Here is a 26,457-nt window from a genome sequence, read left to right on the forward strand (position 1 = left end):
TCCATTTAAAATTAAAAAATAAGTCCATCATTCCAACCCGGGTTCTGCGTTAATGCTCCATTGGTTAAAACACGATCCTTTGTTGGTATCGGGTACAAGTAATCCTTGTCCTCATTCCATACTCTTTTGATACTTTGATGAATAATCAAATTACCACTTGTCTCATGATCCAAGCTAAGTTCACCACCTATCTCAAACTGATCTACACAAGAAGAGTTTCCTTTATCAGTACTCAAATACAGATAAACATCATTCGTTCCATCACCGTCCAAATCATATTCACCCGGACCGGGAAAATAAATACCAAGAAATGGTTTTTCAAATATTTTACCTTCCTTCCAACGCATGATATCATAATATCTAAAGCCTTCCATTACCAGTTCTATAGCGCGTTCACGTCTAATTTCAAGGATAATCCCCTGATTATCGTCACTTTCCACGTGCGGATACCACTCCTTCAAATAAGGGTCCGGATTAGCATTTGCTGTTGCCATTAATAAATTCGGCATATTTACACGAGCCCTTAGCTTATTAATTGTTTTATTCAAATCATCCTGAGTCAATGTCCCCAATTCTGCTTTTGCTTCCGCACAATTCAAATAAACTTCGGCTGTACGAAACAATGGCAAATCAGATTCAGAAGACATATCATATTTAACTCCACAATCGTACTTCTTCAGATGATACCCTAATTTTGCCAACTTAAAGTTTGGCAGATATTTTTTCCCGTCATCACGTACATATCCTGCTGCACGAATCGTTTGTGTCAGACGCGGATCACGGTTTTTCATCTCTTCCACAAATCCAATAGTCTCATAATTACTCTTATCTGTAAAACGAGAACCATCTTTCATCAGATAAGAATTAACAAAACGCTTTGTCACACCTGAATTTGCCTCACCAGGAGAATTGCAAAATGCCTGTACAATATTAGTCAATCCCAAAGCTGCATTGTAATCTTTCGCCAGGATTATTTCCGTGGGTTCAGCATTCAAAGAGCCAAATAAATTGAAATAAGGGGTAGAACCTGCCGTATAAACTGTATAACCACTCTCATTGATAAAGATATCCGATGCGGATGCACATTCACGAAGATACTTTTCCCAATCATTCAAACCATGATACTTTCGAAATGTACCTTCAAACAAACAAATTCTGGATTTTAAAGCCAAAGCAGTCCAACGAGTCACCCGGTATACATCTTTTTGTTTTCTCAAATTATCAATCGCGAAATCAATGTCCTCCAATACTTTCCCCATTACAAACTCACGAGAATCTCTAGGTTTACTCAAAGCTTCCGTATCAGCACTTCCAATCACATAATCATACCATGGCACATCTCCAAAACGCCTCACCTTTACAAAATAAAAATAAGCTCTAAAAAAACGTGCCAAACCTTCATAATGATTCCGTACTTCCTCATTCTGGCAACGATAAATGTTCTCCAGGCAGAAATTAATATCACGAAGGGCTCCCCAACCCCAACCATCGAAATTAGAATCTGTTTCAGGTATAGTGCGTTGCCCGCTAATCGCTTTTTCCAAGATAGGCTGAATAATTACATCACCGTAATCTTTAAACACTCCTGTACCCGAAATACAAGCGACATAGAAATTGTTTGAATACAATTCTAACTCGTTTTCTGTTGTAAAGAATGTTTCCGGTGTAATTTTATCTTCCGGAAATTTATCCAAAATACTTTCACAAGAAATCATTGCCATCAGAGGCAAGAGCATCCATATTTTATATTTTATACTACTCATATTATCCTAGTTTTTATTTTCCATTAAAAAGTCACATCAATTCCAAATGAATAGGTCTTACTCATTGGATAAGAAGTCACGTTCGTATGACCACTTTTCCAGCTCGTAGAAGCCCCAGCATGTTCCGGATCAATATAATTACTATGTAAAGGGCTGAATGTAAAAAGATTCTCTCCACTAAAATAAACCCTGACACGTTCCATATGCAAAGCCTTTAGCCAAGTACGTGGCAAAGAGTAACCGACTGTTACATTTTTAAGACGGCAATAAGCCACATTTTGCAAATAGCGAGTATTAGGTTTAGACAACTCACGTGGATTAACATCCAATGCCACATAGCCTCTCGGACGTGGGAAATAAGCATCCGGATTATCTTCTGACCAAACATCTGTCAAGAAATCCTTCGGAATAAAAGTACAATAAGGACGGGCATAGGGACCCCAGAACAGACTAGTTTCACCATTGGGATACCAATGTTGGCGACCGACGCCTTGCAACAAAGCAGAAAAATCAATTCCATTCCAATCTGCAGCTAATCTGACAGAATATGTATATCTTGGTAAAGAATTTCCAATCACTTTCTGATCCTTCACATCGTTTGCCGATAAAGTAGGAGAAATAATATTATCGCCATCCAAGTCCACATATTTCACATCCCCCGCATGGAGACCTTGAGATTTTACAGAAATATTCAATATATTATTTACGTAACTCTGATTTACCGGATAGTTTTCAGCTTCTTCATCAGTTTTGAAGAGACCATCAACAACATATCCCCAAATCTCTCCCAGTTGTTGTCCTTCATATGGAGTGCCCAATGTTTTGTTATCATTGTTATACTTTGTCACTTTAGTCGTATTATCAGCCAAGCCTAGTACGACAGAATAATGGAACGCTTTTCCCTTTAGATTAAAAGAATCATTCCAACTAATCGATGCTTCCCAACCTTTCGTACGTAAGTTAGCAGCATTTGTTTTTGGAGAAGAAGCACCATATACATTCGGAAGATCCTTGGAAGCCATCAACATATCTTTCGTATCACGTACATATATATCAGCCGTCATATTCAAACGATTATTCAATAGTCCGAGATCCAAACCGATATTTTTTGTAACAACCGTTTCCCAAGTGAAATCAGAAGCATTCGGAGCAGAGATACTAGCACCTGACGCTTTATTTTTATCACCAAAAGCATAAGAAATTGTACCACCAGAAGATATAGTCTGCAAATAGTCATAATATCCGACTTGTTGGTTTCCTAATGCTCCCAAAGAAAAGCGTAATTTCAAATTACTAATTTGTTTACGTAATGGTGCAAAGAACTTTTCTTCATTAATTCTCCACCCGGCAGAAACTGAAGGAAAAAAGCCATAGCGATGTCCCCGGGCAAACCGTGAACTACCATCATAGCGTCCGCTAAATTCAAATAAATATCTATTTTTATAGTCATAATTCAAACGATAAAAAAGACCGAAAAGAGCATATCTATTTTTACCACCCGCAATACTCATTTCATCACCATTAGCTAAATTAAAATCAGTTAAATCTTCGGACAATAAATCATTACGTTGTATTTTGATGTCTTTAAAAAATTTAGTTTCATAATTGACACCGGCAGTTGCACTTACATGGTGCACATCGGCAAATGTATTTGTATAATTTCCATAAATATTGTATGAATGAAACCAATCATGATTAGAACGTTCATAAAGAGTATTAAGGCCATAACCATCTGTTTTCCAAAGAACTTCTCCGGGTACACGTGAATATGGATAATTAGCACTACGATTCATTGCCGTATATTCATGTTGAGCAAACGAATAATTAGCCGTCACCGTTACATTCTTAACAGGTGTCATTACCGCCTCAAAGGTGGTATTAAAAAAGTAATTAGTATCCTCATTCTTGTGTTTACCGTATTCAAGAATTGCACTAAGATCATTAGCAGGGCGATATCCTCCTGTAATAACTGTTGCATTCCCCATATATGTACCATCCGGATTGATTGGAACAATAGAAGCTAAGGCATGCTTACTTATCGCATCAAAAAGATTGTTAATAGCACCTGGCCCCGGAAATGGATAAGAATCCTTTTTGTATGACGTATTATTACTTATCTTCAACCATGGAGCAATCTCAATACTTACCTTGGAACGGAAATTGTATTTAGTGAAACTATCCATATTTTTCCGAATAACTCCTTTCTGATCATAATAAGCACCGGAAAGGAAATAGTGCACTTTCTTATTGCCACCACTGACACTAATATTGTGTTCCCATGTAGGACGAGACTCATCCATGAAATAGTTATACCAATCAAAGTTACCATAATATTTATATTCACCATCTTTGATAACCACCCACGGTCGTTCCGGATTTTCCGTTTTATCATTACGCCGGATCCACATTTCATAATAATCTTCATCATTATAATTCGTATAGTTAGAACCTTGATAGGTAGAATAAAACATATCATTGATAGCCGCCGAATAATAACCGCGAGTCTCAAAATCTCTGGAAACTGTAGGTGAGCCAAAGCTATAACGTCCGTTATAAGAAACACGTGTTTTACCATCATTACCAGATTTTGTTGTAACCAAAATTACTCCATAAGCTGCACGAGCCCCATATACAGCAGCCGAAGAAGCATCTTTCAATACACTAATAGACTCCACATCATTGGGATTCACTGCATCGATAGTACCTTCTACACCATCAACTAATATCAAAGGCGTGGCACTACTACTGATAGAATTGATACCACGAATATTTATGCTACCACCCTGTCCCGGACGACCGTTAGAAACAGTAACATTCATATTAGGAACAGCTCCTTGAAGTAGTTTAGACAAATTATCGGCCGAACGTCCGATTACTTGTTTATCGTCAACCACAGCAACAGCACCCGTCAAATTGATTTTTTTCTGTGTACCATATCCCACAACAACTACTTCTTCCAAAACCTTGGTATCCTCTTCCAATGTAATAATCAAAGTTTTACCATCCTCAACTTTTACCTGTTGGTCTTTATAACCAATATATGAGATATTCAACACATTAAGCTTTCCTTCTTCTCCGTTTAAAGAAAAATTTCCGTTTACATCACTCACCGTTCCTCTATTGCTTCCTTTCAGAGCAATTGTAACACCAATCAACGGTTCACCGTTCGTATCAACGACCTTACCTGTAATCTTCTTCAAATTTCCATCAGGCGCAAATCTTTTACTAGACAAAATTATGCTTTTATCAAGCACTGAATAAACAACGTCACTTCCCTTAAAAACCTCATCTAGAATTTTAAAAATATTCTGTTTATTGACATTAATAGAGACACGTTTATGTACATTAACCTGCTGACTGTTAAAGAAGAATACAAAGTCAGTCCGCGATTCTATTATTTTCAAGACGGTTTCAATCGTTTGATTATTGACTTTCAAGTCAAGGATCGCATTTTGCGCATAAGTATTTGTCGCACGAATGCATCCTATCGAAACACATAGCATAATAATTAATAATCTCATAGGCAATGGAATTCCTTTTAAAGTTGCTTTCAGTAGCCTTTTAATCCCAAGAATTTGGATACTACAATGTTTTTGCATAAATTTGTTGTGATTTAAATTAAAAATAAAGTTAACTACACTTGTCGGCAAACAAGTAAGGCTAAATGATTTTTTATATGGGAAGAATAGTGCTATATTTTTCCCATATTTTTTGTTTAAGGAGGGAGTGTTTTCATAGTTCTTTTTTGTTTAATAAATTTCTATTATTGTTTTCTCTTTCACAACACCGTTGTCCAATGCCGATTCAAGATATCTGTATCTCACCCCTGAAGCTATTTTGAAGTGTTCCAAGATCTTATCCAGACGTTGATTAATAAAAGTACCTGTAAAGCAATATTTCTTTAATAATGGATTAACAATACGGAACTCTACGTCAAAACGCTTGCTCAAAGTTCTTAAAGCATCTTCAAGAGGAGTATCTCGATAAATGATCCTTCCACTTTTCCAAGCAATATCAGATTCAACAAAAGTAGTTGTACACAAAAGTTTCTCATCCAATAAATTATAAATCACCTTCTGTCCGGGTTGCATACTATAAGTAACCTCCCTGCCTTTCTGCTGACAATGGAATTTTACTCTACCTGTCACCAAAGTAGCAGCTACAAACTTATCATCCGGATAAGCATCCACGTTAAATTCAGTACCTAAAACCTCTAATTCAATCCCCTTTCCTACATCGACTAAGAATTTCCGTCCATTATCCTTTTGTACTGAAAAATAAGCTTCTCCGAGCAATTCAACCTTTCGATATTCTCCTTCAAAAGACACTGGATATTTTAGATAAGAAGCAGAATTCAGCCATACCCAAGTACCATCCGGTAACTCCACTTTTGTCATCATCCCCGGATTAGACCGAATTTCGACATAACGATCATAATTTTTATCTTGATTAAATACAAAATAGAAGAAAGATAAGAATAAAGGAATAAATAACACAGCTGCTGCTCTTATCCCCCATTCCCACCAGTTTATTTTCTTCCTTTTTGACAATCTCTTATCCAGCTTCACCAATGCCTGTTTAGGATCTATCTGCTTCACGGTATCTATTATATCTGTTACGTGGTGTATGTAACAAATCTGTTTAGCTATTTTTCTGTTCTCTTCAGAGAGGGAAATCCAATTTTCTACCTCTTCTTTTTCTTTCTCTCCTAGTGTACCGGAAAAATAAAGGAGTAAAAGAGCCTCATCTATATTTTCATGTAATTCCATCATCTTTTATGTTCATTTTATTAAGAAGACGGAATACTTCAATTAGCCCCTAAACAAAAATGCAACTTTTTTAATTAAAAGCTGCATTTTTATTTTAAGACTCAAAAACGAATCGGCTATCCTTAGAGAAAATAAGGGAATATGATTGTAATCAACGGTAAATAGTCTTTTAGTTCTACACGTAAAAGTCTCAATGCTTGCTGGATACGATACTCCACTAATTTTATGGAAACGTTTAATTCTTTCGCAATCTCTTTATATGTTTTATCTTGATAACGGCTCATCTCAAAAGTTATACGATAGGAGTCCGGCAATCGCATCACGGCCTTTTCTATTTTCGCCATCAATTCCTCCACTACATAAAAATCAGGATCTTCAAAACTTGTCTGCATTTCTTTAGCAAACATATGCTCATAACAACGTCTTTTTGTCTGATTCTTACTTATTAAATCCAAGCATCTGTTTCTGACCGCCATAAACAAATAACTTCGCAAAGAAGTTTCTATGATCTGGAATTCTCTGTTTTCCCATAGCCATGTCATGATATCCAAAACAACTTCTTCAGCATCTTCTATAGGAATATAGTACTTCCCGAAGGCACATAGTATGGAATAATACTTCAAAAATAAAGTATCAAAAGCCTTTCTATCTCCTTTTCTAAAAAGAGAATAAAGCTCAATATCTTCATCTATCATACGATTTGTCTCCTTATTCACTTTACAAATTTATATATTTAAAAATCCCTAAACAAACAATTGCATCTTTTTTAATAGACAATAAAAAAAGTCAGCACAAAATGAAGCAATAAAGAAACAACTTTGTTACATATACCCACATATATCCTGATTATATCACTATCCCTTTCTAAAGTATTTTCACTTTTATGCAAAAAAACTTTGGTTTTATGCATCTTTTTTCCAAAATAATGCATACTTTTGCGCCATTCTTAGAATAATTATACAATGAAGAAGAAAGCAAATCGGTTAGACGCCATCAAAATGATTATCTCGAGCAAGGAGGTCGGTTCGCAGGAAGAACTGCTGCAAGAGCTGAACCGCGAAGGCTTCGAACTGACACAGGCCACCCTTTCCCGCGACTTGAAACAATTGAAAGTAGCCAAGGCTGCCAGTATGAATGGAAAGTACGTATATGTACTGCCGAACAACATTATGTATAAACGTTCTACCGACCAGAGTGCCGGTGAAATGTTACGCAACAACGGATTTATCTCTTTGCAGTTTTCCGGTAACATCGCCGTTATCCGCACCCGTCCCGGTTATGCGAGCAGCATGGCGTATGACATCGACAACAATGAATTCAGTGAAATTCTGGGAACCATTGCCGGTGACGATACAATCATGTTGGTATTGCGTGAAGGAGTTGCCATCAGCAAAATACGTCAGCTTCTGTCACTCATCATTCCCAATATCGAATAATTATACCTATTATTATATAATAAAGAAATGGACACTCAACAAATAGATGTTATGGTAGCCGACGCCTCACATGAGGTTTACGTTGACACTATTTTGGAAACTATCAGAAATGCTGCCGCCGTACGAGGAACAGGAATTGCGGAACGTACACACGAATACGTAGCGACAAAGATGAAAGAAGGTAAGGCGATTATTGCTCTTTGTGGCGATACTTTTGCCGGATTCACCTACATCGAATCATGGGGAAACAAGCAGTACGTGGCTACTTCCGGTCTGATCGTTCATCCCGATTTCCGTGGATTAGGACTGGCAAAACGTATTAAACAAGCTTCTTTCCAACTGGCACGTCTCCGATGGCCGAAAGCAAAAATATTCAGTCTGACCTCCGGAGCAGCTGTCATGAAGATGAACACCGAACTGGGTTATGTGCCTGTCACCTTCAACGAACTGACAGACGACGAAGCTTTCTGGAAAGGATGCGAAGGATGTATCAACCATGATATTCTGGTAGCGAAAAACCGCAAGTTCTGCATCTGCACAGCCATGCTGTACGATCCGACAGAGCCGCGGAACATCAAAAAAGAACAAGAAAGAAATAACATTTAAAAGATACAGCACTATGGAAGAAAAGAAGAAAAAAGTAGTGGTGGCATTCAGCGGCGGACTGGACACATCGTTCACCGTCATGTACCTCGCCAAAGAAAAAGGTTACGAAGTATATGCAGCTTGTGCCAATACGGGTGGTTTCAGCGAAGAACAACTGAAAACAAACGAAGAAAACGCTTATAAACTGGGAGCAGTGAAATACGTGACGCTGGACGTTACCCAGGAATACTACGAAAAGAGCCTGAAATACATGGTTTTCGGAAATGTGCTGCGTAACGGTACTTATCCTATTTCTGTTAGTTCCGAACGTATTTTCCAGGCATTGGCCATCGCACGCTATGCCAACGAAATCGGTGCAGATGCCATCGCACACGGTTCTACCGGAGCAGGCAATGACCAGATCCGTTTCGACATGACTTTCCTCGTACTGGCTCCCAATGTAGAAATCATCACATTGACCCGTGACATGGCATTGAGCCGTCAGGAAGAAATTGATTATCTGAACAAACATGGTTTCAGCGCGGACTTCACCAAACTGAAATACTCTTATAATGTAGGTTTGTGGGGTACTTCTATCTGTGGTGGCGAAATCCTCGACTCCGCGCAAGGACTCCCGGAAACAGCCTACCTCAAACATGTTGAAAAAGAAGGCAGCGAACAGCTCCGCCTGACTTTCGAAAAAGGGGAACTGAAAGCTGTCAACGACGAGAAGTTTGACGACCCGATCAAAGCCATCCAGAAAGTGGAAGAAATTGGTGCAGCATACGGTATCGGCCGTGATATGCACGTGGGTGATACAATTATCGGTATCAAAGGCCGTGTAGGATTCGAAGCAGCCGCCCCGATGTTAATTATCGGCGCCCATCGCTTCCTTGAGAAATATACATTGAGCAAATGGCAACAATACTGGAAAGACCAGGTAGCCAACTGGTACGGTATGTTCCTCCACGAAAGCCAATACCTCGAACCGGTGATGCGTGACATCGAAGCGATGTTGCAGGAAAGCCAGCGTAACGTAAACGGTACGGCTATCCTCGAGCTTCGCCCTCTCTCCTTCTCTACCGTAGGTGTAGAATCGGAAGACGATCTGGTGAAGACTAAATTCGGAGAATACGGTGAAATGCAGAAAGGCTGGACAGCCGAAGACGCCAAAGGCTTTATCAAAGTCACTTCTACTCCGCTACGTGTTTACTATAATAACCACAAAGACGAAGAGATATGATTAAAGCAGGAATCATTGGTGGCGCAGGATATACAGCAGGCGAATTAATCCGTCTGCTGCTCAACCATCCGGAAACTGAAATCGTATTTATCAACAGCAGCAGTAATGCCGGAAACAGAATTACCGACGTACACGAAGGCTTGTATGGAGAAACAGATCTAAGATTCACCGACCAGTTACCTCTGGACGAAATCGACGTTCTCTTTTTCTGCACCGCCCACGGCGATACAAAGAAATTCATGGAAAGTCACAACATACCGGAAGACCTGAAGATTATCGACCTCTCGATGGACTACCGTATTATGAGCGACGACCACGACTTTATCTACGGTCTGCCGGAACTGAACCGCCGCGCTACTTGTACGGCAAAGCACGTAGCCAATCCCGGCTGTTTTGCAACCTGCATCCAGCTCGGTTTGCTTCCGCTTGCCAAGAATCTGATGCTGACGGATGATGTAATGGTAAATGCCATTACAGGAAGTACGGGAGCCGGAGTGAAACCGGGTGCTACCAGTCATTTCAGTTGGAGAAACAACAATATGAGTGTGTACAAAGCATTCGAGCACCAGCATGTTCCGGAAATCAAGCAATCACTGAAACAGCTGCAAAACAGTTTCGATGCGGAGATCGACTTCATTCCATACCGTGGCGATTTCGCCCGTGGTATCTTTGCAACGATGGTAGTCAAAACCAAAGTAGCACTGGAAGAAATCGTTCGTATGTACGAGGAATATTATGCAAAAGACTCCTTTGTACACATCGTAGACAAGAATATTGACTTGAAACAAGTCGTTAATACTAATAAGTGCCTGATACATCTGGAGAAACACGGTGACAAACTATTGATTATCTCTTGTATCGACAATTTGCTGAAAGGCGCCAGCGGACAAGCGGTTCATAACATGAACCTGATGTTCAATCTGGAAGAAACCGTAGGACTACGTTTGAAGCCTTCAGCTTTTTAAAAACAAAGAATTATGAAATTATTCGACGTATATCCTTTATATAACATTAACATTGTCAAGGGCGACGGTTGCAAGGTATGGGATGAGGACGGAACGGAATATCTGGATCTCTACGGAGGTCATGCCGTTATCTCTATCGGACATGCACACCCTCACTATACAGCAATGATCAGTAACCAGGTGGCTAAACTTGGTTTCTACTCAAACTCCGTCATCAACAAGCTCCAACAAGAGGTAGCCGAACGACTGGGCAAGATTTCCGGTTACGAAGACTACAGCCTGTTCCTGATTAACAGTGGGGCCGAAGCGAACGAAAACGCTTTGAAGCTGGCTTCCTTCTATAACGGACGTACCAAAATCGTATCTTTCAACAAGGCATTTCACGGACGGACGTCTCTGGCGGTAGAAGCGACTCACAATCCTTCCATTATCGCCCCTATCAACAATAACGGTCATGTCACCTATCTCCCGCTCAACGATATGGAAGCGATGAAACAGGAATTGTCTAAAGGAGACACATGTGCTGTTATCATTGAAGGAATACAAGGGGTAGGCGGTATCAAGATACCGACCACCGAATTTATGCAGGAACTCCGCAAAGCTTGCAGCGAAACAGGAACGATCCTGATTCTCGATGAAATTCAGAGCGGATACGGACGTAGCGGTAAATTCTTCGCCCACCAATATAATGACATCAAGCCGGACATCATCACTGTAGCCAAAGGTATCGGCAACGGTTTCCCGATGGCAGGTGTCCTGATCAGCCCGATGTTTAAACCGGTATATGGTCAATTGGGAACTACCTTCGGTGGAAACCATCTGGCATGTTCGGCAGCACTCGCTGTGATGGACGTCATTGAGCAAGAAAATCTGATAGAAAACGCAAAGGTAGTAGGCAACTACTTACTAGAAGAGTTGAAGAAATTCCCGCAAATAAAAGAGGTACGCGGACGCGGACTCATGATCGGACTCGAATTCGAAGAACCCATCAAAGAACTACGCAGCCGCCTCATCTATGACGAGCATGTATTTACCGGAGCAAGCGGTACGAATGTACTTCGCCTGTTACCTCCTCTCTGTCTTACTATGGAGGAAGCAGAAGACTTCCTTGCCCGGTTCAAGAAAGTACTCTAATCGCTCATTTGATTAATAAACAGCCAACGATAAAAGCAGCCTTTATTAGAAATTTATTTCTTATTCCGGCTGCTTTTTGTTTTTTCGTAATTAACTGTTACCTTTGCCTTTAACAACTCATTAAAAATAAGCGTATATGAAAATAGCCATTATCGGTGCAGGAAATATGGGCGGTTCAATAGCCCGTGGCCTGGCAAAAGGAAGTCTGATAGACGATTCGGACATCATTGTGTCCAATCCGAGTGCCGGAAAACTAGAGAAACTGAAAAAGGAATTTCCGGGTATCTCTATCACCAACAGCAATGTGGAAGCTGCCACAGGCGCAGATATTGTCATCCTTGCTGTCAAACCGTGGTTTATGGAACCGGTGATGCGCGAATTGAAACTGAAAAGCAAACAGATACTCATCTCCGTAGCTGCCGGCATCAGTTTTGAAGAACTGGCTCATTATGTCGTAGCATCGGAAATGGCCATGTTCCGCCTGATTCCGAACACCGCTATCAGCGAACTGGAAAGTATGACGCTTGTTGCCGCCCGCAATACGAACGATGAACAAGACAAATTCATCCTCCGGTTGTTCAGCGAGATGGGAACCGTGATGCTTATTCCCGAAGATAAAATAGCGGCAGCCACCGCATTGACCTCCTGCGGCATCGCTTACGTATTGAAATACGTTCAGGCAGCCATGCAAGCCGGAATCGAAATGGGACTTCGTCCCAAAGATGCCATGCAGATGATAGCACAATCCTTAAAAGGAGCAGCCGCACTGATTCAGAACAATGACACCCACCCCAGCGTAGAAATCGACAAGGTCACCACTCCGGGCGGAATCACAATCAAGGGGATCAATGAACTGGAACACAACGGATTCACCTCCGCTATCATCAAAGCCATGAAAGCCTCCAAATAATACCATAGAATTATTAATCATAAAAATACGAACCACTTGTATGAATGAACAAATTAAACAGATCGCAGAACGCCTCCGCGGATTACGTGATGTACTGGAACTGACCGCAGAGGATATCGCCCGCGACAGCGACATCTCTGCCGAAGAATACCGACTTGCAGAAACCGGAGACTACGATATCTCTGTCAGCATGTTACAAAAAATAGCCCGCACGTATAATATAGCTCTCGACGCCCTGATGTTTGGCGAAGAGCCTAAAATGAGCAGCTACTTCGTGACCCGTGCCGGCAAAGGAGTCAGCATCGAACGTACCAAAGCTTATAAATACCAATCACTGGCTTCAGGATTCATGAACCGTACCGCCGATCCGTTCATCGTCACTGTTGAACCGAAAGCAAACGACGAACCAATCCATTATAACCAACATAACGGACAAGAATTCAACCTTGTCATCGAAGGACGTATGCTTATCAACATCGAAGGCAAAGAAATCATCCTCAACCAAGGCGATAGTATCTATTTTAACTCTAAACTTCCACATGGCATGAAAGCGCTCGATGGCAAAACAGTACGTTTTCTGGCAGTAATTATGTAATAACATCATGGTAGAAAGATTTTTATCACAGACCTCTTTCAGTTCACAAGAGGATTTTATCAAAAACTTGAAAATAAACGTCCCGGAGAACTTCAACTTCGGCTATGACGTAGTAGACGCCTGGGCTGCCGAACAACCTGACAAGAACGCTTTACTTTGGACAAATGACAAAGGCGAAAGTCGCCAATTCTCATTTGCCGACATGAAACGATCTACGGACATGACCGCTTCTTACTTCCAGAGCCTGGGTATCGGCCGTGGCGACATGGTGATGCTGATTCTGAAACGCCGTTATGAGTTCTGGTATAGCACCATCGCTCTTCACAAACTAGGAGCAACTGTCATTCCGGCTACTCACTTGCTGACCAAGAAGGATATTATCTATCGCTGCAACGCTGCCGACATCAAAATGATCGTAGCTGCCGGCGAAGGAATCATCCTGCAACATATCAAAGATGCTCTTCCCGAATGTCCCACGGTTGAAAAGTTAGTCAGTGTCGGTCCGGAAATCCCGGAAGGCTTCGAAGATTTCCATCAGGGTATCGAAAATGCTGCTCCGTTTGTACGTCCGCGCCATGCGAACACTAACGACGACATCTCTCTGATGTATTTTACTTCCGGCACTACCGGTGAACCTAAGATGGTGGCACATGACTTTACTTATCCGTTAGGTCATATCGTTACCGGTAGTTTTTGGCACAACCTGGACGAGAACAGTCTTCACCTCACCATTGCCGATACCGGCTGGGGAAAAGCGGTATGGGGCAAACTCTACGGACAGTGGATTGCCGGAGCCAATATCTTCGTCTACGACCACGAGAAGTTTACCCCGGCAGCTATTCTGGAAAAAATCCAGGAATATCATGTCACCTCTCTCTGTGCACCTCCTACCATCTTCCGGTTCTTGATTCACGAAGACCTGACAAAGTTCGACTTGTCTTCACTAAAATACTGCACCATTGCCGGAGAAGCATTGAACCCCGCTGTATTTGAAACTTTCAAGAAACTGACGGGTATCAAACTGATGGAAGGTTTCGGACAAACAGAAACAACCCTTACCATCGCCACCATGCCTTGGATGGAACCGAAACCGGGAAGCATGGGGCTTCCGAATCCTCAATATGATGTAGACTTGATCGACCATGAAGGCCGCTCTGTTGAAGCGGGTGAGCAAGGACAAATTGTAATCCGCACCAGCAAAGGTAAACCTCTTGGACTTTTCAAAGAATACTACCGGGATGCGGAACGCACTCACGAAGCTTGGCACGATGGTATTTATTACACCGGCGATGTTGCCTGGAAAGACGAGGACGGCTACCTTTGGTTTGTCGGTCGTGCAGACGACGTAATCAAGAGCTCCGGTTACCGCATCGGCCCATTCGAAGTGGAAAGTGCGTTGATGACTCATCCGGCTGTTGTGGAATGTGCTATTACCGGAGTACCCGACGAGATTCGCGGTCAGGTGGTAAAAGCTACGATTGTTCTATCCAAAGACTATAAAGCACGTGCCGGAGAAGAACTGATTAAGGAATTACAGAATCACGTGAAGAAAGTGACTGCTCCTTATAAATATCCGCGTGTCATCGAGTTCGTAGAAGAGCTTCCGAAGACAATCAGCGGTAAAATCCGCCGGGTGGAGATTCGCGAAAACGATAAGAAGTAAATCATAAACAACTCTAATCAATAGAAGAACGATATTACAGATGATGTAATATCGTTCTTCTCATATCTACCCAACAATAAAATTCAACAGAAACAATATGACAGTTCCTGTTTATTTGAAACTCTCTTTTTTCCAATAATTATGTCCTTCAATAATATGACTGTTATTAGCTTTATAAAAATCCTTCACAGGAGTCATCTGAAAACAATCATTAATAATAGCATTATCGACATCTTCAAATGTAACAATCGTTTGTTCGATAACAGGATACTTAGATCTAATATTATTCAAAACAATCTGCTTACATTTACTGAATTGCCACGGTGAACCAGTCTGCGATGAGAAATCCACATTATCAAAACGAATATCTTCAGCAATATCAACTATAAATCCAACCTCTGCCTTCATATTAATATTTGAAAAGGACAAGCCTTGTACGGGCATTTCTTCAATCCCTTTAATATAACCAATTTGCTTGATATCAGAACCTGTAATATTGCTTAAATGAATGTTCCGGAAAACAGGAGTCCGCTCACTGACAGGCTCTATTTTTGACTCTTTATCATAGAACAAATCAAAAATGAAGGCATTCCGCTGAATATTCTTCATGACGATATTATCTACCCGAAGCTCTTCAACGACCCCTCCTCTCCCGCGCGAGGACTTTAGACGAATACCAGAATCCGTACCATCGAAAACACAATTAGAAATTGTCACTCTCCTTACACCGCCTGACATTTCACTACCAATAACTACCCCTCCATGACCGGAAAGCATAACACAATTAGTTATCGTTATATTTTCACATGCCTTTCCATATTTCCGTCCATCAGCATCACGCCCCGATTTAATTGTGATACAATCATCTCCCACACTAATAAAACAATCAGAAATACGTACATTCCGGCAAGAAGAAGGGTTTATTCCATCCGTATTGGGACCTTTTGGATCTTTTGAGGGGTTATATATCGTCACTCCATGCACTGTTACATTATCACAAAAAGCCGGATTTATGGTCCAAAAAGGAGAATTGACAATTCTCACATTCTCTATCAACACATTGTTACATTCATAAAACTGAATAAAAGGAGGACGAAACATACGACGCTCTAAAGAAGGTTTATAATAATCCGAGATTTCCAGTTCTTCATTAGCCTCTTCCCACATTCGTTGTAGTTTATTCAAAGCAGGCAATTTTCCTCCGTTTTTTTTAATCAGTTCCCGTGTTTCTTTCTCCCAGCTCCACCATTTAAATCCATTACCGTCCAGTGTTCCACGCCCGGTTATAGTCAAATTCTCCGCATCATGCGCATAAATCAGGGGAGACAAAGTATTCATCACTGTACCTTCCCAACGAATCTTCACAAAAGGAAGATAATCTTCAAAACGATCTGAAAAACGAAGAACAGCTCCGGACTCCACATACAAAGTTATATTACTTTTCATGTAGATAGTGGCTGTCAAATAAACACCTGCCGGGAAATAAATAGTTCCTCCACCTTCAGAAGATGCTTTTTCAATCGTTTGGTTTATTAACTCCGTACAAGATTCAATACCTCGGGGATCAGCTCCAAGCTCCTTCATATTAAAGGTACGAGCCCATGCGGTTACGGCTATAACAAGTCCCACTACACAAATAAATAGACGTTTCATTTATAGTTCTCATTTAAAATTTTACTAGTTCTAATTGTCAAAACAAAAGTACGAGGTATCTTCTCTCTTTACAGGGTAATAATTGTGCTTGATAGAGGATAGACAGGTGGATTAAATATGCAAAAGCGTGCATTTTATGTTCAATCACTATTTTAAATTTCCTTTTTAATCCAGTTTTATTTATTTTTGCTCTACACATAATTTATAATATCATGAAGACACTCTATGTTTTCCTTTTATGCTTATACACCAGTCTGACTATAGCAGCTCAACCTCTTTGCCAGATTAAACACTTCTCTGTCAATAATGGTCTTTCGCAAGGAGTAGTAGTGAATATAATGCAAGACAAAAAAGGATTTCTTTGGTTCGCCACCTGGAATGGACTAAACAAATTCGACGGATACACATTTAAAAATTACAAAGCATTTCCGGGAGACGGCTGTACTTTAACGACTAACCGTTTCTCTTATATTACAGAAAGCAAAGACGGAGATATATGGTGCAAATCTTATGATAACCGTGCATATCTATTTGATATTCAGACAGAGAAGTTTATTGACATACTCCTTCCTATTGAATCATCCCTGCAACAAACCAACATAGTCAGCAATATCTATACCTTAAATAAAGGAATTACGTGGATCACCTGTGAACAAGGTTATGCTTTCAGAATCAATGAGCAAACCTGCAAAGAAGGAAAAGATATCATATTATACAGCAGCTTTAACCAAAATTTAAAAGGAAACAAGATATTCGACATTTACGAAGATTCCGACGGGGACGAATGGATCATGACAGATAAGGGAGTAACCATCATCGGAAAAAAACGAATCAACAGCGATTATCCGTTTAAAATGGTAAAAGAATATAATAAGAAAATATATCTTATCTCAACTTCCGGAAAAATCGCAATATATGATCCCAAGAACGGAAATATAAAATTCCAGGAACTACCATGTTCTGTCACAGATATCTATTCCATATCTTCCATTTCCCCTTCTAATGACAGGATCGGCTTAGGAACTGACAACGGATTTATAACATACGATACAGAAAAGAAAAAATTCCAGCATTTTAATATACAGACAGCCACCCAGCCATCCAATGAAGCTCATTTTTTTTATCAGGACAAAACCGGAGAAGTCTGGATCTTTGCCAATACCTCCGGTGTGATAAAGCTAAATCTGCAAACAGGAGATAAACAGCACTTCACAGCTCCTATACAAAACCTGATCCAATATGAACGCGACAACCGATACATGATCTTTGAAGACCATGAAGGTACACTATGGATGAGTCCTCAAAAAGGGCATTTGTGCTATTATGATCGCGACAGTAATCAACTGAAACTATACTTTGCAGATGAAAACAATCCCGCTTCCCTATTTGCCCCCTCTATTCGTTATTATTATACCGACCGGCAACAGAATGTATGGATTACCAATGACCGGGGCGTAGACAAAATATCTTTCTATCCCAATAAATACAAAATACGCCCCATAGACAATGGATTGGAAATACGTGCTTTTCTTGCCGACAAACAGAAACGTCTCTGGGTTGCTTCCAAAAAGGGAAACGTCAGAATTTACCGTCCGGATGGGACATTAGAAGGCTACCTTTCTCCACAGGGTATAATCACCCCTCAAGAGGTTACTTTCGGAAAAAGTGTGTACTGTTTTATGGAAGATAAACAAGGAAATATATGGATGGGAACCAAAAAAGACGGCCTCATCCTTCTAAAGAAGAAAAACGAACACTCTTATCTTTTACAACAATTCGTCCATCAGCCACAAGATACATACAGTTTAAGTAACAATAGTGTCTATAGTATTATTCAGGATAGCCATGACAATATATGGATCGCATGTTATGGAGGTGGTCTCAACCTATTATCACACGTACCTGATGGTTCTACCAACTTTATTCATAGCGGCAACCGGCTGAAAAACTATCCTGTTTCTACTTCACTCAAAATAAGACATATCGCAGAAGCCCCCAACGGAGTGTTATTGATTGGCACAACCAATGGTTTACTTACATTCTCCAATAAGTTCGATCAGCCAGAAGAAATTAAGTTCTATCATAGCAACCGTATCCCTAACGTAGATTCCAGCCTTAGCAGTAATGATGTCATGCAAATATTTACTGACAGTCGAAAAAACACTTATGTAATAACATTCACCGGAGGAATCAGCCAGGTTATCTCTAAAAATCTGCTCACGGAAGATATACAATTCAAAAGTTATACAATCAAAGACGGATTAGCTTCCGATTTGGTACTTTCAATGCTCGAAGATACTCAAAAACAATTATGGGTAATCTCCGAAAACTCCATATCCAAATTCAATCCACAACAAGGAACATTTGAGAATTATGGAAGTAATTACTTTCAGAGAGAACTGAACCTCACTGAAGCAGTTCCCACACTAACCAGTCAAAAGAAAATCGTTCTCGGAACCAATCAAGGGATACTTGAAATCAACACAGAACAAATGAAAAAAAGTTCTTATGTACCTCCTATTGTATTTACCGGACTCAAAATACAAGGAAGTCAACTTCATGTAGCGCTTGATGACATAAAAGAACTGGAACTAAATCCTTCGGAACGTAATGTCACCTTTCAATTTGCAGCCATTGATTATGTAAATCCCGATGCCATCGAATACGCCTATCGTCTGCAAGGCCTGGAAGAAGAATGGAACGAAGCCGGTAATAACCGCTCTGCAACATACATAAATTTACCTGCCGGAGAATATCAACTGCAAATCCGTTCCAGCAATAGCGACGGAGTATGGACCGATAATATACGCACTCTCCCCATTCATGTTTTACCCACTTTTTGGGAAACATACTGGGCATGGTTATTCTATATTGTCATGTTCGTGTTATTCACTACTATCATTGTATACATTCTGTTCTATATCTACCGTTTGCGGCATCAGGTTGACTTGGAACAACATTTATCCAATATCAAATTACGCTTCTTCACTGATATTTCACATGAATTACGCACTCCTTTAACTTTAATATCCAGCCCTGTATCAGAAATTCTAGCGCATGAAGCAATCTCTCCGACAGTTCGGGAACATCTAAATTTGGTACATAAAAACACAGAACGTATGCTTCGTCTGGTTAATCAACTACTGGATTTCCGCAAAATCCAAAATAAGAAGATGAAAGTGTTGGTAGAAAAGACAGAACTCGTTTCCCAATTACAGAAGATAATGGAAAGCTTCCACCTTATAGCAAAAGAAAAGAGAATTGATTTCCAACTTCAAACTAATACAGACAAAATATACGCATGGGTAGACCGTGACAAATTTGAAAAGATATTCTTCAATCTACTTTCAAATGCCTTCAAATATACACCGAACGGGAAGAAAGTAACGGTAAATATGATAACAGGTTCGGAGCAAGTCACCATCTCCGTATCCGATGAAGGCATTGGCATTGCTCCCGAAAAGCAACAATCCCTATTTTATCGATTTGAAACACTGGCACAATACAATATCTTGCAGCCCTCATCCGGCATTGGGCTTTCACTGGTACGCGAATTAATAGAATTACATCACGGAAATATCCAAGTGAAAAGCGAGCCGGGAAGTGGAAGTGAATTCATTGTCACACTTCCTAAGGAAGAAAAAGCATTTGCAGACGATCAACAAGCCGAATTTATTTTATCCGACAGTGACAATAATTCACCGACGATACAAGCTACTGAAGAAGATTCGGATAATACATCCTTCAAGGCAGCATACGCAGAGAATGAAAATAAAACCGACACAGAGGATGAAAAAACTTCCATTCTTATTGTCGAAGACAACAATGAATTACGTCATTTCCTATGGAATATCCTGTCAGAGACTTACACTGTTCTCGAAGCAGCAAATGGAAAAGAAGGATTAAAATATGCACAGCAGTACATTCCGGATCTGATAATCAGTGATGTCATGATGCCGGTCATGGATGGATTAGACATGGTGAAAGCAATCAAAGCCGATCATAACACCTGCCATATTCCTATTATATTACTATCAGCAAAATCTTCTTTAGATGATCGGATAGCAGGACTGGAACAAGGTATCGATGACTACATTACCAAACCATTCAGCTCTACATACTTAAAAACCAGAATCTTGTCGCTGCTCCGTCAACGTAAACAGCTACAAGATCTATATTTATCGAAACTGTCAGAGCATACTCAAGAAGAGGATCATATAAATGGGTGGGAGCCTTCACAACCTCAAGTGACTCCATACGATGAACAATTCATGCAACAAGTAATGGCGTTTATGGAGGAACAAATGGATAATACAGATATCACCATCGACGACTTCGCCAACAAACTAATGTTAAGCCGTACGGTATTCTACCGAAAATTAAAATCCATTGTTGGGCTGACTCCGGTAGATTTCGTATGTGAAATGCGCATCAAACGAGCCGCCCAGCTAATTGAAAAAAGTGAATACAGTTTCTCCCAAATTGCTTATATGACCGGTTTCAATGACCCGAAGTACTTTAGCAGGCGCTTCAAAAAAATCATGGGAGTCACTCCTACAGAATATAAAGAAAGAAAGGGAGATGCCTCATAAGCACCTCCCCTTTCCTTACCAGTTTTCTATATTCAATTACAATACACCTTTTTTACCTTGCGTTCCATATTGATTCACGGCAGATACCTTCAAAGCATAATTCACTTCCGACACCGGAAAAGAGGTATCAGTAGTCGTCCCGAGAATCTGTTCTCCATCATATACAATATATCCAATCGCATTCTTCACAGGATTCCATTTAAGAGTGCCTTGCTGATAAACCAGACTGCGCGGACTTCCTAATTTCTCCATCATAATACGCGGATTCCAGCCATCATTACCCGGAATCATATTTTCGTACGTATATTTGTCCGCCTCCTCTTTCGTTATAGTTGCCTGACAGGTACCCGATACTTCCTTACCGGTTTGGCGGTCTTTATATTGATATTCCGTTTTGCGTTTACTTAAATCCAACACATTACCCTGTGCATCACGACTATTGTATTCGGCAAAAATTCCGGGAACCGTTCCCATATTCGTCCATCCTTCATCAGCGACAGGGATAAGCATAATGGTATTGATATACACCGTCTTCGAATTATTATGCCATGGACGCCCCAACTTCAAACGTCCGTCAGCCGCTTCACTGTTTCCATCTATAATGCAATTACGAAAAGCATAACCATATTTGGCATCTTTATGGGAAGGAGCCACTATTACTGCTCCACTCCGTACATTATAAAGCGTACAGTTTTCCAGCAACACATCACCACCACCATAAAAATAGTCTACCGCGCCTTCTATCCAGCAATCTTTCACATAGTGCCGACTGACATCATTATTGGCAGTCATCCAAGTATCTTGAAAAGAACGGAACTTACAATTATAAAAGGAAGCACAATCTGCCTGACTATTCATAGCCAAAGCCTGCGGACCATTATCTGATAAAACTCCCCAGTCATTCACATACGAAATGTTTTCCGTATAAAAGTGGTCTCCTTTTACCACCACTACCGATCCCTCGTATTTATAAACTGGAGAGGAAGGATTATGAACCGAGTGTTCCCAATAAGCTGTTTTTCCACCTATTTCTTTACCGGTCAGTTTACTACCAACATTCAAGTTTAAATGAATAATGGTCTTATCCTTATCCTGGCCTATTAAATGTACGTATGGCTTATTCTTAGGGATAATCACCTGCTCATTATACAAGCCATTCTTTATCAGAATCAACCAAGGTTTCGTCTGTCCGTCAGGTACAGCATTGATTGCTTCCTGAACCGTTTTATAATCTCCACTACCATCAACAGCTACAATAGCCTGATAAGGCGATGAGTCCGCCTGTGCATAAATCATTGCACAGGCACTCATCAATAAAATTGATAATACAATATTCTTCATGATATTCTTTATACCTAACAATTATAGGATCAATTAATACCAACGTGGATCACCAGCATTACCCGTTCCGGCGAACCCGGCTCCCGGTTTAATATGGAAATCACCGTTTAATGGATCAACGAACAAGTCATCCGAGCTTTGTTTTATTCTCGTTATTTCTTCAAACCTGTTATTGCCTTCCTGCAGGTCGGAGGTGATATAACAATTATCAGAGAAGTTCAAAATGTCATAAGCACCATTTCCACTATTCATTTTCTTTCCTTTGTTCGGACCGGAGAAAATCAAATTCCGCATTGTCGCAGATTTCGGAGAAGGCGGAGTACTTGCCGCATTATCGAAACGGAAAACTTTAGGCAATTCCTTCTTAGCATCCATAGAATTATAGAAAGTACAATTTTCCAATATCACATCACCGATTCCCCCTTTCACGTCCATCAACTGGTCACCAATATTAATCAATGTACTATTCGTTATAGAAACCCTTTCCAACTGATCGATATTTTTTCCGAAATTAATCATTCCATATCCGTCCGTACCAACTTCGGATATGACACAGTTATCGATCGTAATATCCGTCATGAACACACCACTTCCATCGCTAATACGTACAAGCGTACGTTTTATGTTCTGTATAGCACAGCCTGTGAATGAAATAGACTGGGCATAAGAACTATTTTTCCAATCCGTCATATAACTGGCCTCGCCATTTCCATTCAGGCAAACAAACTCGAATGACAGAGACTGTATCGGAGAAGCCAATGATATTTTATTAGTCACAATAAGCTGTGGACGATTATTTTCATTAGCTTCCGTACTGGTAAACAAAATATTATCCAATCCCGGAATCTTTAGTTCACTTACCTTATACACCGCCCCCGGAGTAAATTGGACAGTTACATTGCTACATTCTTTCTCTTTCACAAAATTAGATAACAATGTACTTAAATCAATGACTCCGGTTTCCGTAGCCTCCACAAAAAGGATTTCGCTACCACCCAATCCCAGTGTCTTGAATACATACGAACCACGTAATGCATCATTATTATAAATCCGAACACGATAGGTCGCTCCATTCTCCAATTCGGAGAGTGTTTTTGAACAAGCCGCTATATCTTCCGAAGTCAAATCAATCTGTTTTTCCTCACCATATTTCGTATCCACCATTTGAGCCAACGTCAGATGAGTTACCCTGTTCGTTTCTTCCCATGTCAAGGTTGCGGAATTAGCTGTAACTTCCACTCCGGTAAATAATTGCTCATCCGGAGTTTTAAATGCTACACTGACATAAGTGCTTGCCTTTCCCTGCGCATCTTCTCCTTTCATACGAACAGAATATTGCGTAGAACCGTTGAACTCCTGAAACAAAGTACGATATTCCACCCTCATAGGCGTATTACTCTCTGAAAATACAGTCAATGTATCTTTCAGAATCGTATCTGTCCTTACATAATTTTCCGCATTAAACTCCAAGCTGTCCGTATAAAACTCAAAAATATAGACTTTTGCATTCACAATCTGCGAATATCTTAATGTAACCGAAGTCGCATCGGTAGCCGACTTATCGAACGTCAACGGACGGAACAAAGCATCATAGTTCTTATTAACTGTCCAGTCATTGGCATCGTCCTCACAGGAAGACATACCCACTATCAAAGCCAATAGTACATACAGGCATGCTCCGGATAATCTATTAACTAGTCTTTTCATCTTTTCCTACCATTAATTATTTATAACCATACGAATTAGAAACATACCCTTGCGTCTTATTGACATCCTCATAATAAATAGCGAATACATGGCGATAATTACACACTCCATTACCAACAGAATATTTACGGAACTCCGCTTCGGCTTCACCGCCCCAGTTCAGCCTGCCAAACAAATTCGAATAGTCGTAAGACGCATTCAGCCCTGTACCGCAAACCAATATTCTAGCCATTGTTTTCACATAATTAGTATTCAGGGTTGCATTTATATCACCATCCTTATTCAATGTCACCTGCATACTGATCCAGTTGCACTCATACTGTCCTTTTGATGTAGAAGCAGTACCGGTTCCCATATCCTCATTGAAGTTAACAGACGACATATCAATGTATTCCGGATTATCAGAGTCTTCATATTTATAATAGATTTTTCTCGGTATTTCATCCACTTGATAAGTCTTCCCGAAAATAGTCACCGGCTTGTAGTCATACAACATACAAAGACCTATTTTCATCTCTTCTATTTTCTCCGCCAACAATCCCCAACGTGTCAAATCCTGACGACGAATAGATTCACAACCAAACTCCCATGCCCGTTCATTGACAATAGCCGTGAAGAAATCCGCGTCATACTGCGTGATTTCGGGAGCACCAGTACCAAATGCTCTTTCACGAACCTTTTCCAAAGCCTGTCGGGGAGACATACCGGCAATCGGACTAACTGCATCCGGCCCTGTCAATACATTTTGAGCCTCCGCAAACATCAGGTAAATATCTGAATACCGCATCAAAATCCAGTTGATACCAGTAGCAATACGTGAATTAGCTTTCGGGAAACGGACTTTCATATAATTATCAGTCATCCAATACCAACGCCATTTACCACAAGCCACTCCTAATGGATTACAGCGAATAACTTCCTTATTTTTTCCATTCTCATTGATATATTCCTGGAAAACACAAGTAACATCCCGACGGGTGTCTGCCGGATCAAATGAATAAAAATAGTAAGCAGTAGTAGCCGCATATCCTGCCCCTCCCATACCTTGGGTGGTATTAAAAACCCCTCTGTTCAGGTTGTATCCCATCGTGGCCCCCACATCTCCATTCTGTCCTTCACCAAAAGCAACTTCAAACAGGTTTTCATTATACTTGTTGTATTCCAGATGATTGACAGTAGACCAAATATTCTCATAACTGGGATCAAGCTCATGAGGATTATCAGTCGCTCCCAAAATCTCCGCACACTGTTTGGCAGCCAGTTCATAATAATCTTTCCAATTCTTAGGGCGACCGACGAAATATCCGTTCATTTCCGGAATGGTCGGATGATGTTCCACATCCAAGTCCGGAAACTGATTTCCATCCCGTACAGACCATCCTCCGGCAAATAGCGCTACTTTTGCCAGCAGTCCTTTGGCAAAACCTTTATTCATGCGTTCTACCGTATATGATTCTTCTCCCATCCAAGGCAGATATTCAATTGCCTCTTTCAAATCCTCTATGATATAATTATAAACAATATCACGATCCACTTTTCCTATATAGACATTTCCCAATCCGCTTTCAGACGCATGCTCTTTATATGGCACATCTCCCCAATAACGAATCAATTCAAAATAGCCTAACGCTTTTAGTGCTAATGCCTCTCCTAAATATCTACGCATGGCAGCCTTGTCCGAAGTAGATTGCATCAACGGTGACCGACGTATACCATCTACGATAGTAGTGGCGGATTCTGCCAGATAATAAAGTTTGTCCCATCTGGTATTCCGGTTATAATTATCGTCATAAAAATTGCCAGCACCTTCATCACGAAGTGTCGAATTATAGTTTTCCGTAGAAAACGCACCCGAGCCAACCTCCACGTCAGAAGCTCCCTGCCAGTTGACACACAGTTTCTGACCATATATATAGGTGTCCGTCATTGTCGCATATACACCCATCAGGGCTGCTTCCGTTAGAGCAGTCGATTTAAACAGATTCTCATCACTTGGAATAGAAGGACTTTCGGTATCCAAAAAATTATCCATACACGAAGTGCATAACACAGAGGAGGATAAAACCGCTAAAAATAGTTTCTGTATTTTCATTTTTCAAGT

17 protein-coding genes are annotated in these 26,457 nt (G+C 40.4%); 9 read left to right on the plus strand and 8 right to left on the minus strand.

Features of this window, described 5'->3' with window-relative positions; genetic code table 11:
* Positions 1 to 11: 11 nt before the first annotated feature.
* From DW862_RS00350 to DW862_RS00365, 4 genes are all read right to left on the minus strand, one after another.
* On the minus strand, positions 12 to 1,763 hold the full coding sequence (locus DW862_RS00350; protein ID WP_004299862.1) for a RagB/SusD family nutrient uptake outer membrane protein: 1,752 nt from the start codon (positions 1,761 to 1,763) through the stop codon (positions 12 to 14).
* Between the two features lie 23 nt (positions 1,764 to 1,786).
* Complete coding sequence (locus tag DW862_RS00355) at positions 1,787 to 5,362, minus strand: TonB-dependent receptor (protein WP_004324620.1); 3,576 nt, start codon at positions 5,360 to 5,362, stop codon at positions 1,787 to 1,789.
* 150 nt (positions 5,363 to 5,512) lie between these two features.
* Entirely contained in the window at positions 5,513 to 6,535 is a 1,023-nt protein-coding gene (locus DW862_RS00360) for a FecR family protein (protein WP_004299860.1), read from the minus strand.
* 119 nt (positions 6,536 to 6,654) lie between these two features.
* Complete coding sequence (locus DW862_RS00365) at positions 6,655 to 7,227, minus strand: RNA polymerase sigma-70 factor (RefSeq protein ID WP_004299858.1); 573 nt, start codon at positions 7,225 to 7,227, stop codon at positions 6,655 to 6,657.
* 267 nt (positions 7,228 to 7,494) lie between these two features.
* Between DW862_RS00365 and DW862_RS00370 the strand changes: the two genes are divergently transcribed.
* The 8 genes from DW862_RS00370 to DW862_RS00405 all read left to right on the plus strand — a co-directional run bounded on the left by DW862_RS00370 (position 7,495) and on the right by DW862_RS00405 (position 15,063).
* Complete coding sequence (locus DW862_RS00370) at positions 7,495 to 7,968, plus strand: arginine repressor (protein WP_004310466.1); 474 nt, start codon at positions 7,495 to 7,497, stop codon at positions 7,966 to 7,968.
* A 27-nt stretch (positions 7,969 to 7,995) separates the two neighbouring features.
* Entirely contained in the window at positions 7,996 to 8,574 is a 579-nt protein-coding gene (locus DW862_RS00375; RefSeq protein WP_004299851.1) for a GNAT family N-acetyltransferase, read from the plus strand.
* 13 nt (positions 8,575 to 8,587) lie between these two features.
* Positions 8,588 to 9,796: an argininosuccinate synthase gene (locus tag DW862_RS00380; protein ID WP_004310468.1), complete on the plus strand. Its 1,209-nt coding sequence runs from the start codon at positions 8,588 to 8,590 to the stop codon at positions 9,794 to 9,796.
* Positions 9,793 to 10,761: an N-acetyl-gamma-glutamyl-phosphate reductase gene (gene argC, locus DW862_RS00385; RefSeq protein ID WP_004313800.1), complete on the plus strand. Its 969-nt coding sequence runs from the start codon at positions 9,793 to 9,795 to the stop codon at positions 10,759 to 10,761. The genes DW862_RS00380 and argC overlap by 4 nt, the downstream gene beginning before the upstream one ends.
* Before the next feature lie 12 nt (positions 10,762 to 10,773).
* Positions 10,774 to 11,895 carry an aspartate aminotransferase family protein gene (locus tag DW862_RS00390; RefSeq protein ID WP_120067084.1) on the plus strand — a complete coding sequence of 374 codons (1,122 nt, stop codon included), beginning with the start codon at positions 10,774 to 10,776 and terminating at the stop codon, positions 11,893 to 11,895.
* Positions 11,896 to 12,031: 136 nt separating this feature from the next.
* The gene (proC, locus tag DW862_RS00395) at positions 12,032 to 12,805 is read left to right on the plus strand and encodes a pyrroline-5-carboxylate reductase (protein ID WP_120067085.1); all 774 of its coding nucleotides are present in this window, start codon (positions 12,032 to 12,034) and stop codon (positions 12,803 to 12,805) included.
* Between the two features lie 40 nt (positions 12,806 to 12,845).
* A complete protein-coding gene (locus DW862_RS00400; protein ID WP_004313803.1) occupies positions 12,846 to 13,400 on the plus strand; it encodes a helix-turn-helix domain-containing protein in 555 nt (184 codons plus the stop codon).
* A gap of 7 nt (positions 13,401 to 13,407) precedes the next feature.
* The gene (locus DW862_RS00405) at positions 13,408 to 15,063 is read left to right on the plus strand and encodes an AMP-binding protein (RefSeq protein ID WP_008645207.1); all 1,656 of its coding nucleotides are present in this window, start codon (positions 13,408 to 13,410) and stop codon (positions 15,061 to 15,063) included.
* Positions 15,064 to 15,174: 111 nt separating this feature from the next.
* Here the strand turns inward: DW862_RS00405 and DW862_RS00410 are convergent, their stop codons facing one another.
* Positions 15,175 to 16,716 carry a glycoside hydrolase family 28 protein gene (locus tag DW862_RS00410; RefSeq protein WP_087322789.1) on the minus strand — a complete coding sequence of 514 codons (1,542 nt, stop codon included), beginning with the start codon at positions 16,714 to 16,716 and terminating at the stop codon, positions 15,175 to 15,177.
* Positions 16,717 to 16,928: 212 nt separating this feature from the next.
* Here DW862_RS00410 and DW862_RS00415 point away from each other — a divergent pair, with 212 nt between their 5' ends.
* The gene (locus tag DW862_RS00415) at positions 16,929 to 21,308 is read left to right on the plus strand and encodes a two-component regulator propeller domain-containing protein (RefSeq protein WP_087322792.1); all 4,380 of its coding nucleotides are present in this window, start codon (positions 16,929 to 16,931) and stop codon (positions 21,306 to 21,308) included.
* Between the two features lie 36 nt (positions 21,309 to 21,344).
* Here DW862_RS00415 and DW862_RS00420 read toward each other — a convergent pair whose 3' ends face one another.
* Genes DW862_RS00420 through DW862_RS00430 form a run of 3 tightly spaced genes read right to left on the minus strand, consistent with a single transcriptional unit; the run spans position 21,345 to position 26,448 of the window.
* On the minus strand, positions 21,345 to 22,649 hold the full coding sequence (locus tag DW862_RS00420) for a pectinesterase family protein (RefSeq protein ID WP_007754842.1): 1,305 nt from the start codon (positions 22,647 to 22,649) through the stop codon (positions 21,345 to 21,347).
* A 33-nt stretch (positions 22,650 to 22,682) separates the two neighbouring features.
* Positions 22,683 to 24,356, minus strand: a complete 1,674-nt coding sequence (locus DW862_RS00425) for a DUF5123 domain-containing protein (protein WP_120067086.1) — start codon at positions 24,354 to 24,356, stop codon at positions 22,683 to 22,685.
* A 16-nt stretch (positions 24,357 to 24,372) separates the two neighbouring features.
* Positions 24,373 to 26,448 carry a RagB/SusD family nutrient uptake outer membrane protein gene (locus tag DW862_RS00430; RefSeq protein WP_004305005.1) on the minus strand — a complete coding sequence of 692 codons (2,076 nt, stop codon included), beginning with the start codon at positions 26,446 to 26,448 and terminating at the stop codon, positions 24,373 to 24,375.
* Between the last annotated feature and the right edge of the window lie 9 nt (positions 26,449 to 26,457).

This window comes from Bacteroides sp. AM37-9, from assembly GCF_003603455.1.
GTDB lineage: Bacteria > Bacteroidota > Bacteroidia > Bacteroidales > Bacteroidaceae > Bacteroides > Bacteroides xylanisolvens.

Excerpts from the sequence above, each read along its gene's own strand:
- DW862_RS00420 (WP_007754842.1), bottom strand. The coding sequence starts at position 22,649 with ATGAAGAATATTGTATTATCAATTTTATTGATGAGTGCCTGTGCAATG.
- DW862_RS00430 (WP_004305005.1), bottom strand. The coding sequence starts at position 26,448 with ATGAAAATACAGAAACTATTTTTAGCGGTTTTATCCTCCTCTGTGTTA.
- proC (WP_120067085.1), top strand. The coding sequence starts at position 12,032 with ATGAAAATAGCCATTATCGGTGCAGGAAATATGGGCGGTTCAATAGCC.
- DW862_RS00380 (WP_004310468.1), top strand. The coding sequence starts at position 8,588 with ATGGAAGAAAAGAAGAAAAAAGTAGTGGTGGCATTCAGCGGCGGACTG.
- DW862_RS00370 (WP_004310466.1), top strand. The coding sequence starts at position 7,495 with ATGAAGAAGAAAGCAAATCGGTTAGACGCCATCAAAATGATTATCTCG.
- DW862_RS00410 (WP_087322789.1), bottom strand. The coding sequence starts at position 16,716 with ATGAAACGTCTATTTATTTGTGTAGTGGGACTTGTTATAGCCGTAACC.
- DW862_RS00365 (WP_004299858.1), bottom strand. The coding sequence starts at position 7,227 with ATGATAGATGAAGATATTGAGCTTTATTCTCTTTTTAGAAAAGGAGAT.
- DW862_RS00390 (WP_120067084.1), top strand. The coding sequence starts at position 10,774 with ATGAAATTATTCGACGTATATCCTTTATATAACATTAACATTGTCAAG.
- DW862_RS00425 (WP_120067086.1), bottom strand. The coding sequence starts at position 24,356 with ATGAAAAGACTAGTTAATAGATTATCCGGAGCATGCCTGTATGTACTA.
- argC (WP_004313800.1), top strand. The coding sequence starts at position 9,793 with ATGATTAAAGCAGGAATCATTGGTGGCGCAGGATATACAGCAGGCGAA.
- DW862_RS00405 (WP_008645207.1), top strand. The coding sequence starts at position 13,408 with ATGGTAGAAAGATTTTTATCACAGACCTCTTTCAGTTCACAAGAGGAT.
- DW862_RS00375 (WP_004299851.1), top strand. The coding sequence starts at position 7,996 with ATGGACACTCAACAAATAGATGTTATGGTAGCCGACGCCTCACATGAG.
- DW862_RS00350 (WP_004299862.1), bottom strand. The coding sequence starts at position 1,763 with ATGAGTAGTATAAAATATAAAATATGGATGCTCTTGCCTCTGATGGCA.
- DW862_RS00355 (WP_004324620.1), bottom strand. The coding sequence starts at position 5,362 with ATGCAAAAACATTGTAGTATCCAAATTCTTGGGATTAAAAGGCTACTG.
- DW862_RS00400 (WP_004313803.1), top strand. The coding sequence starts at position 12,846 with ATGAATGAACAAATTAAACAGATCGCAGAACGCCTCCGCGGATTACGT.
- DW862_RS00415 (WP_087322792.1), top strand. The coding sequence starts at position 16,929 with ATGAAGACACTCTATGTTTTCCTTTTATGCTTATACACCAGTCTGACT.
- DW862_RS00360 (WP_004299860.1), bottom strand. The coding sequence starts at position 6,535 with ATGATGGAATTACATGAAAATATAGATGAGGCTCTTTTACTCCTTTAT.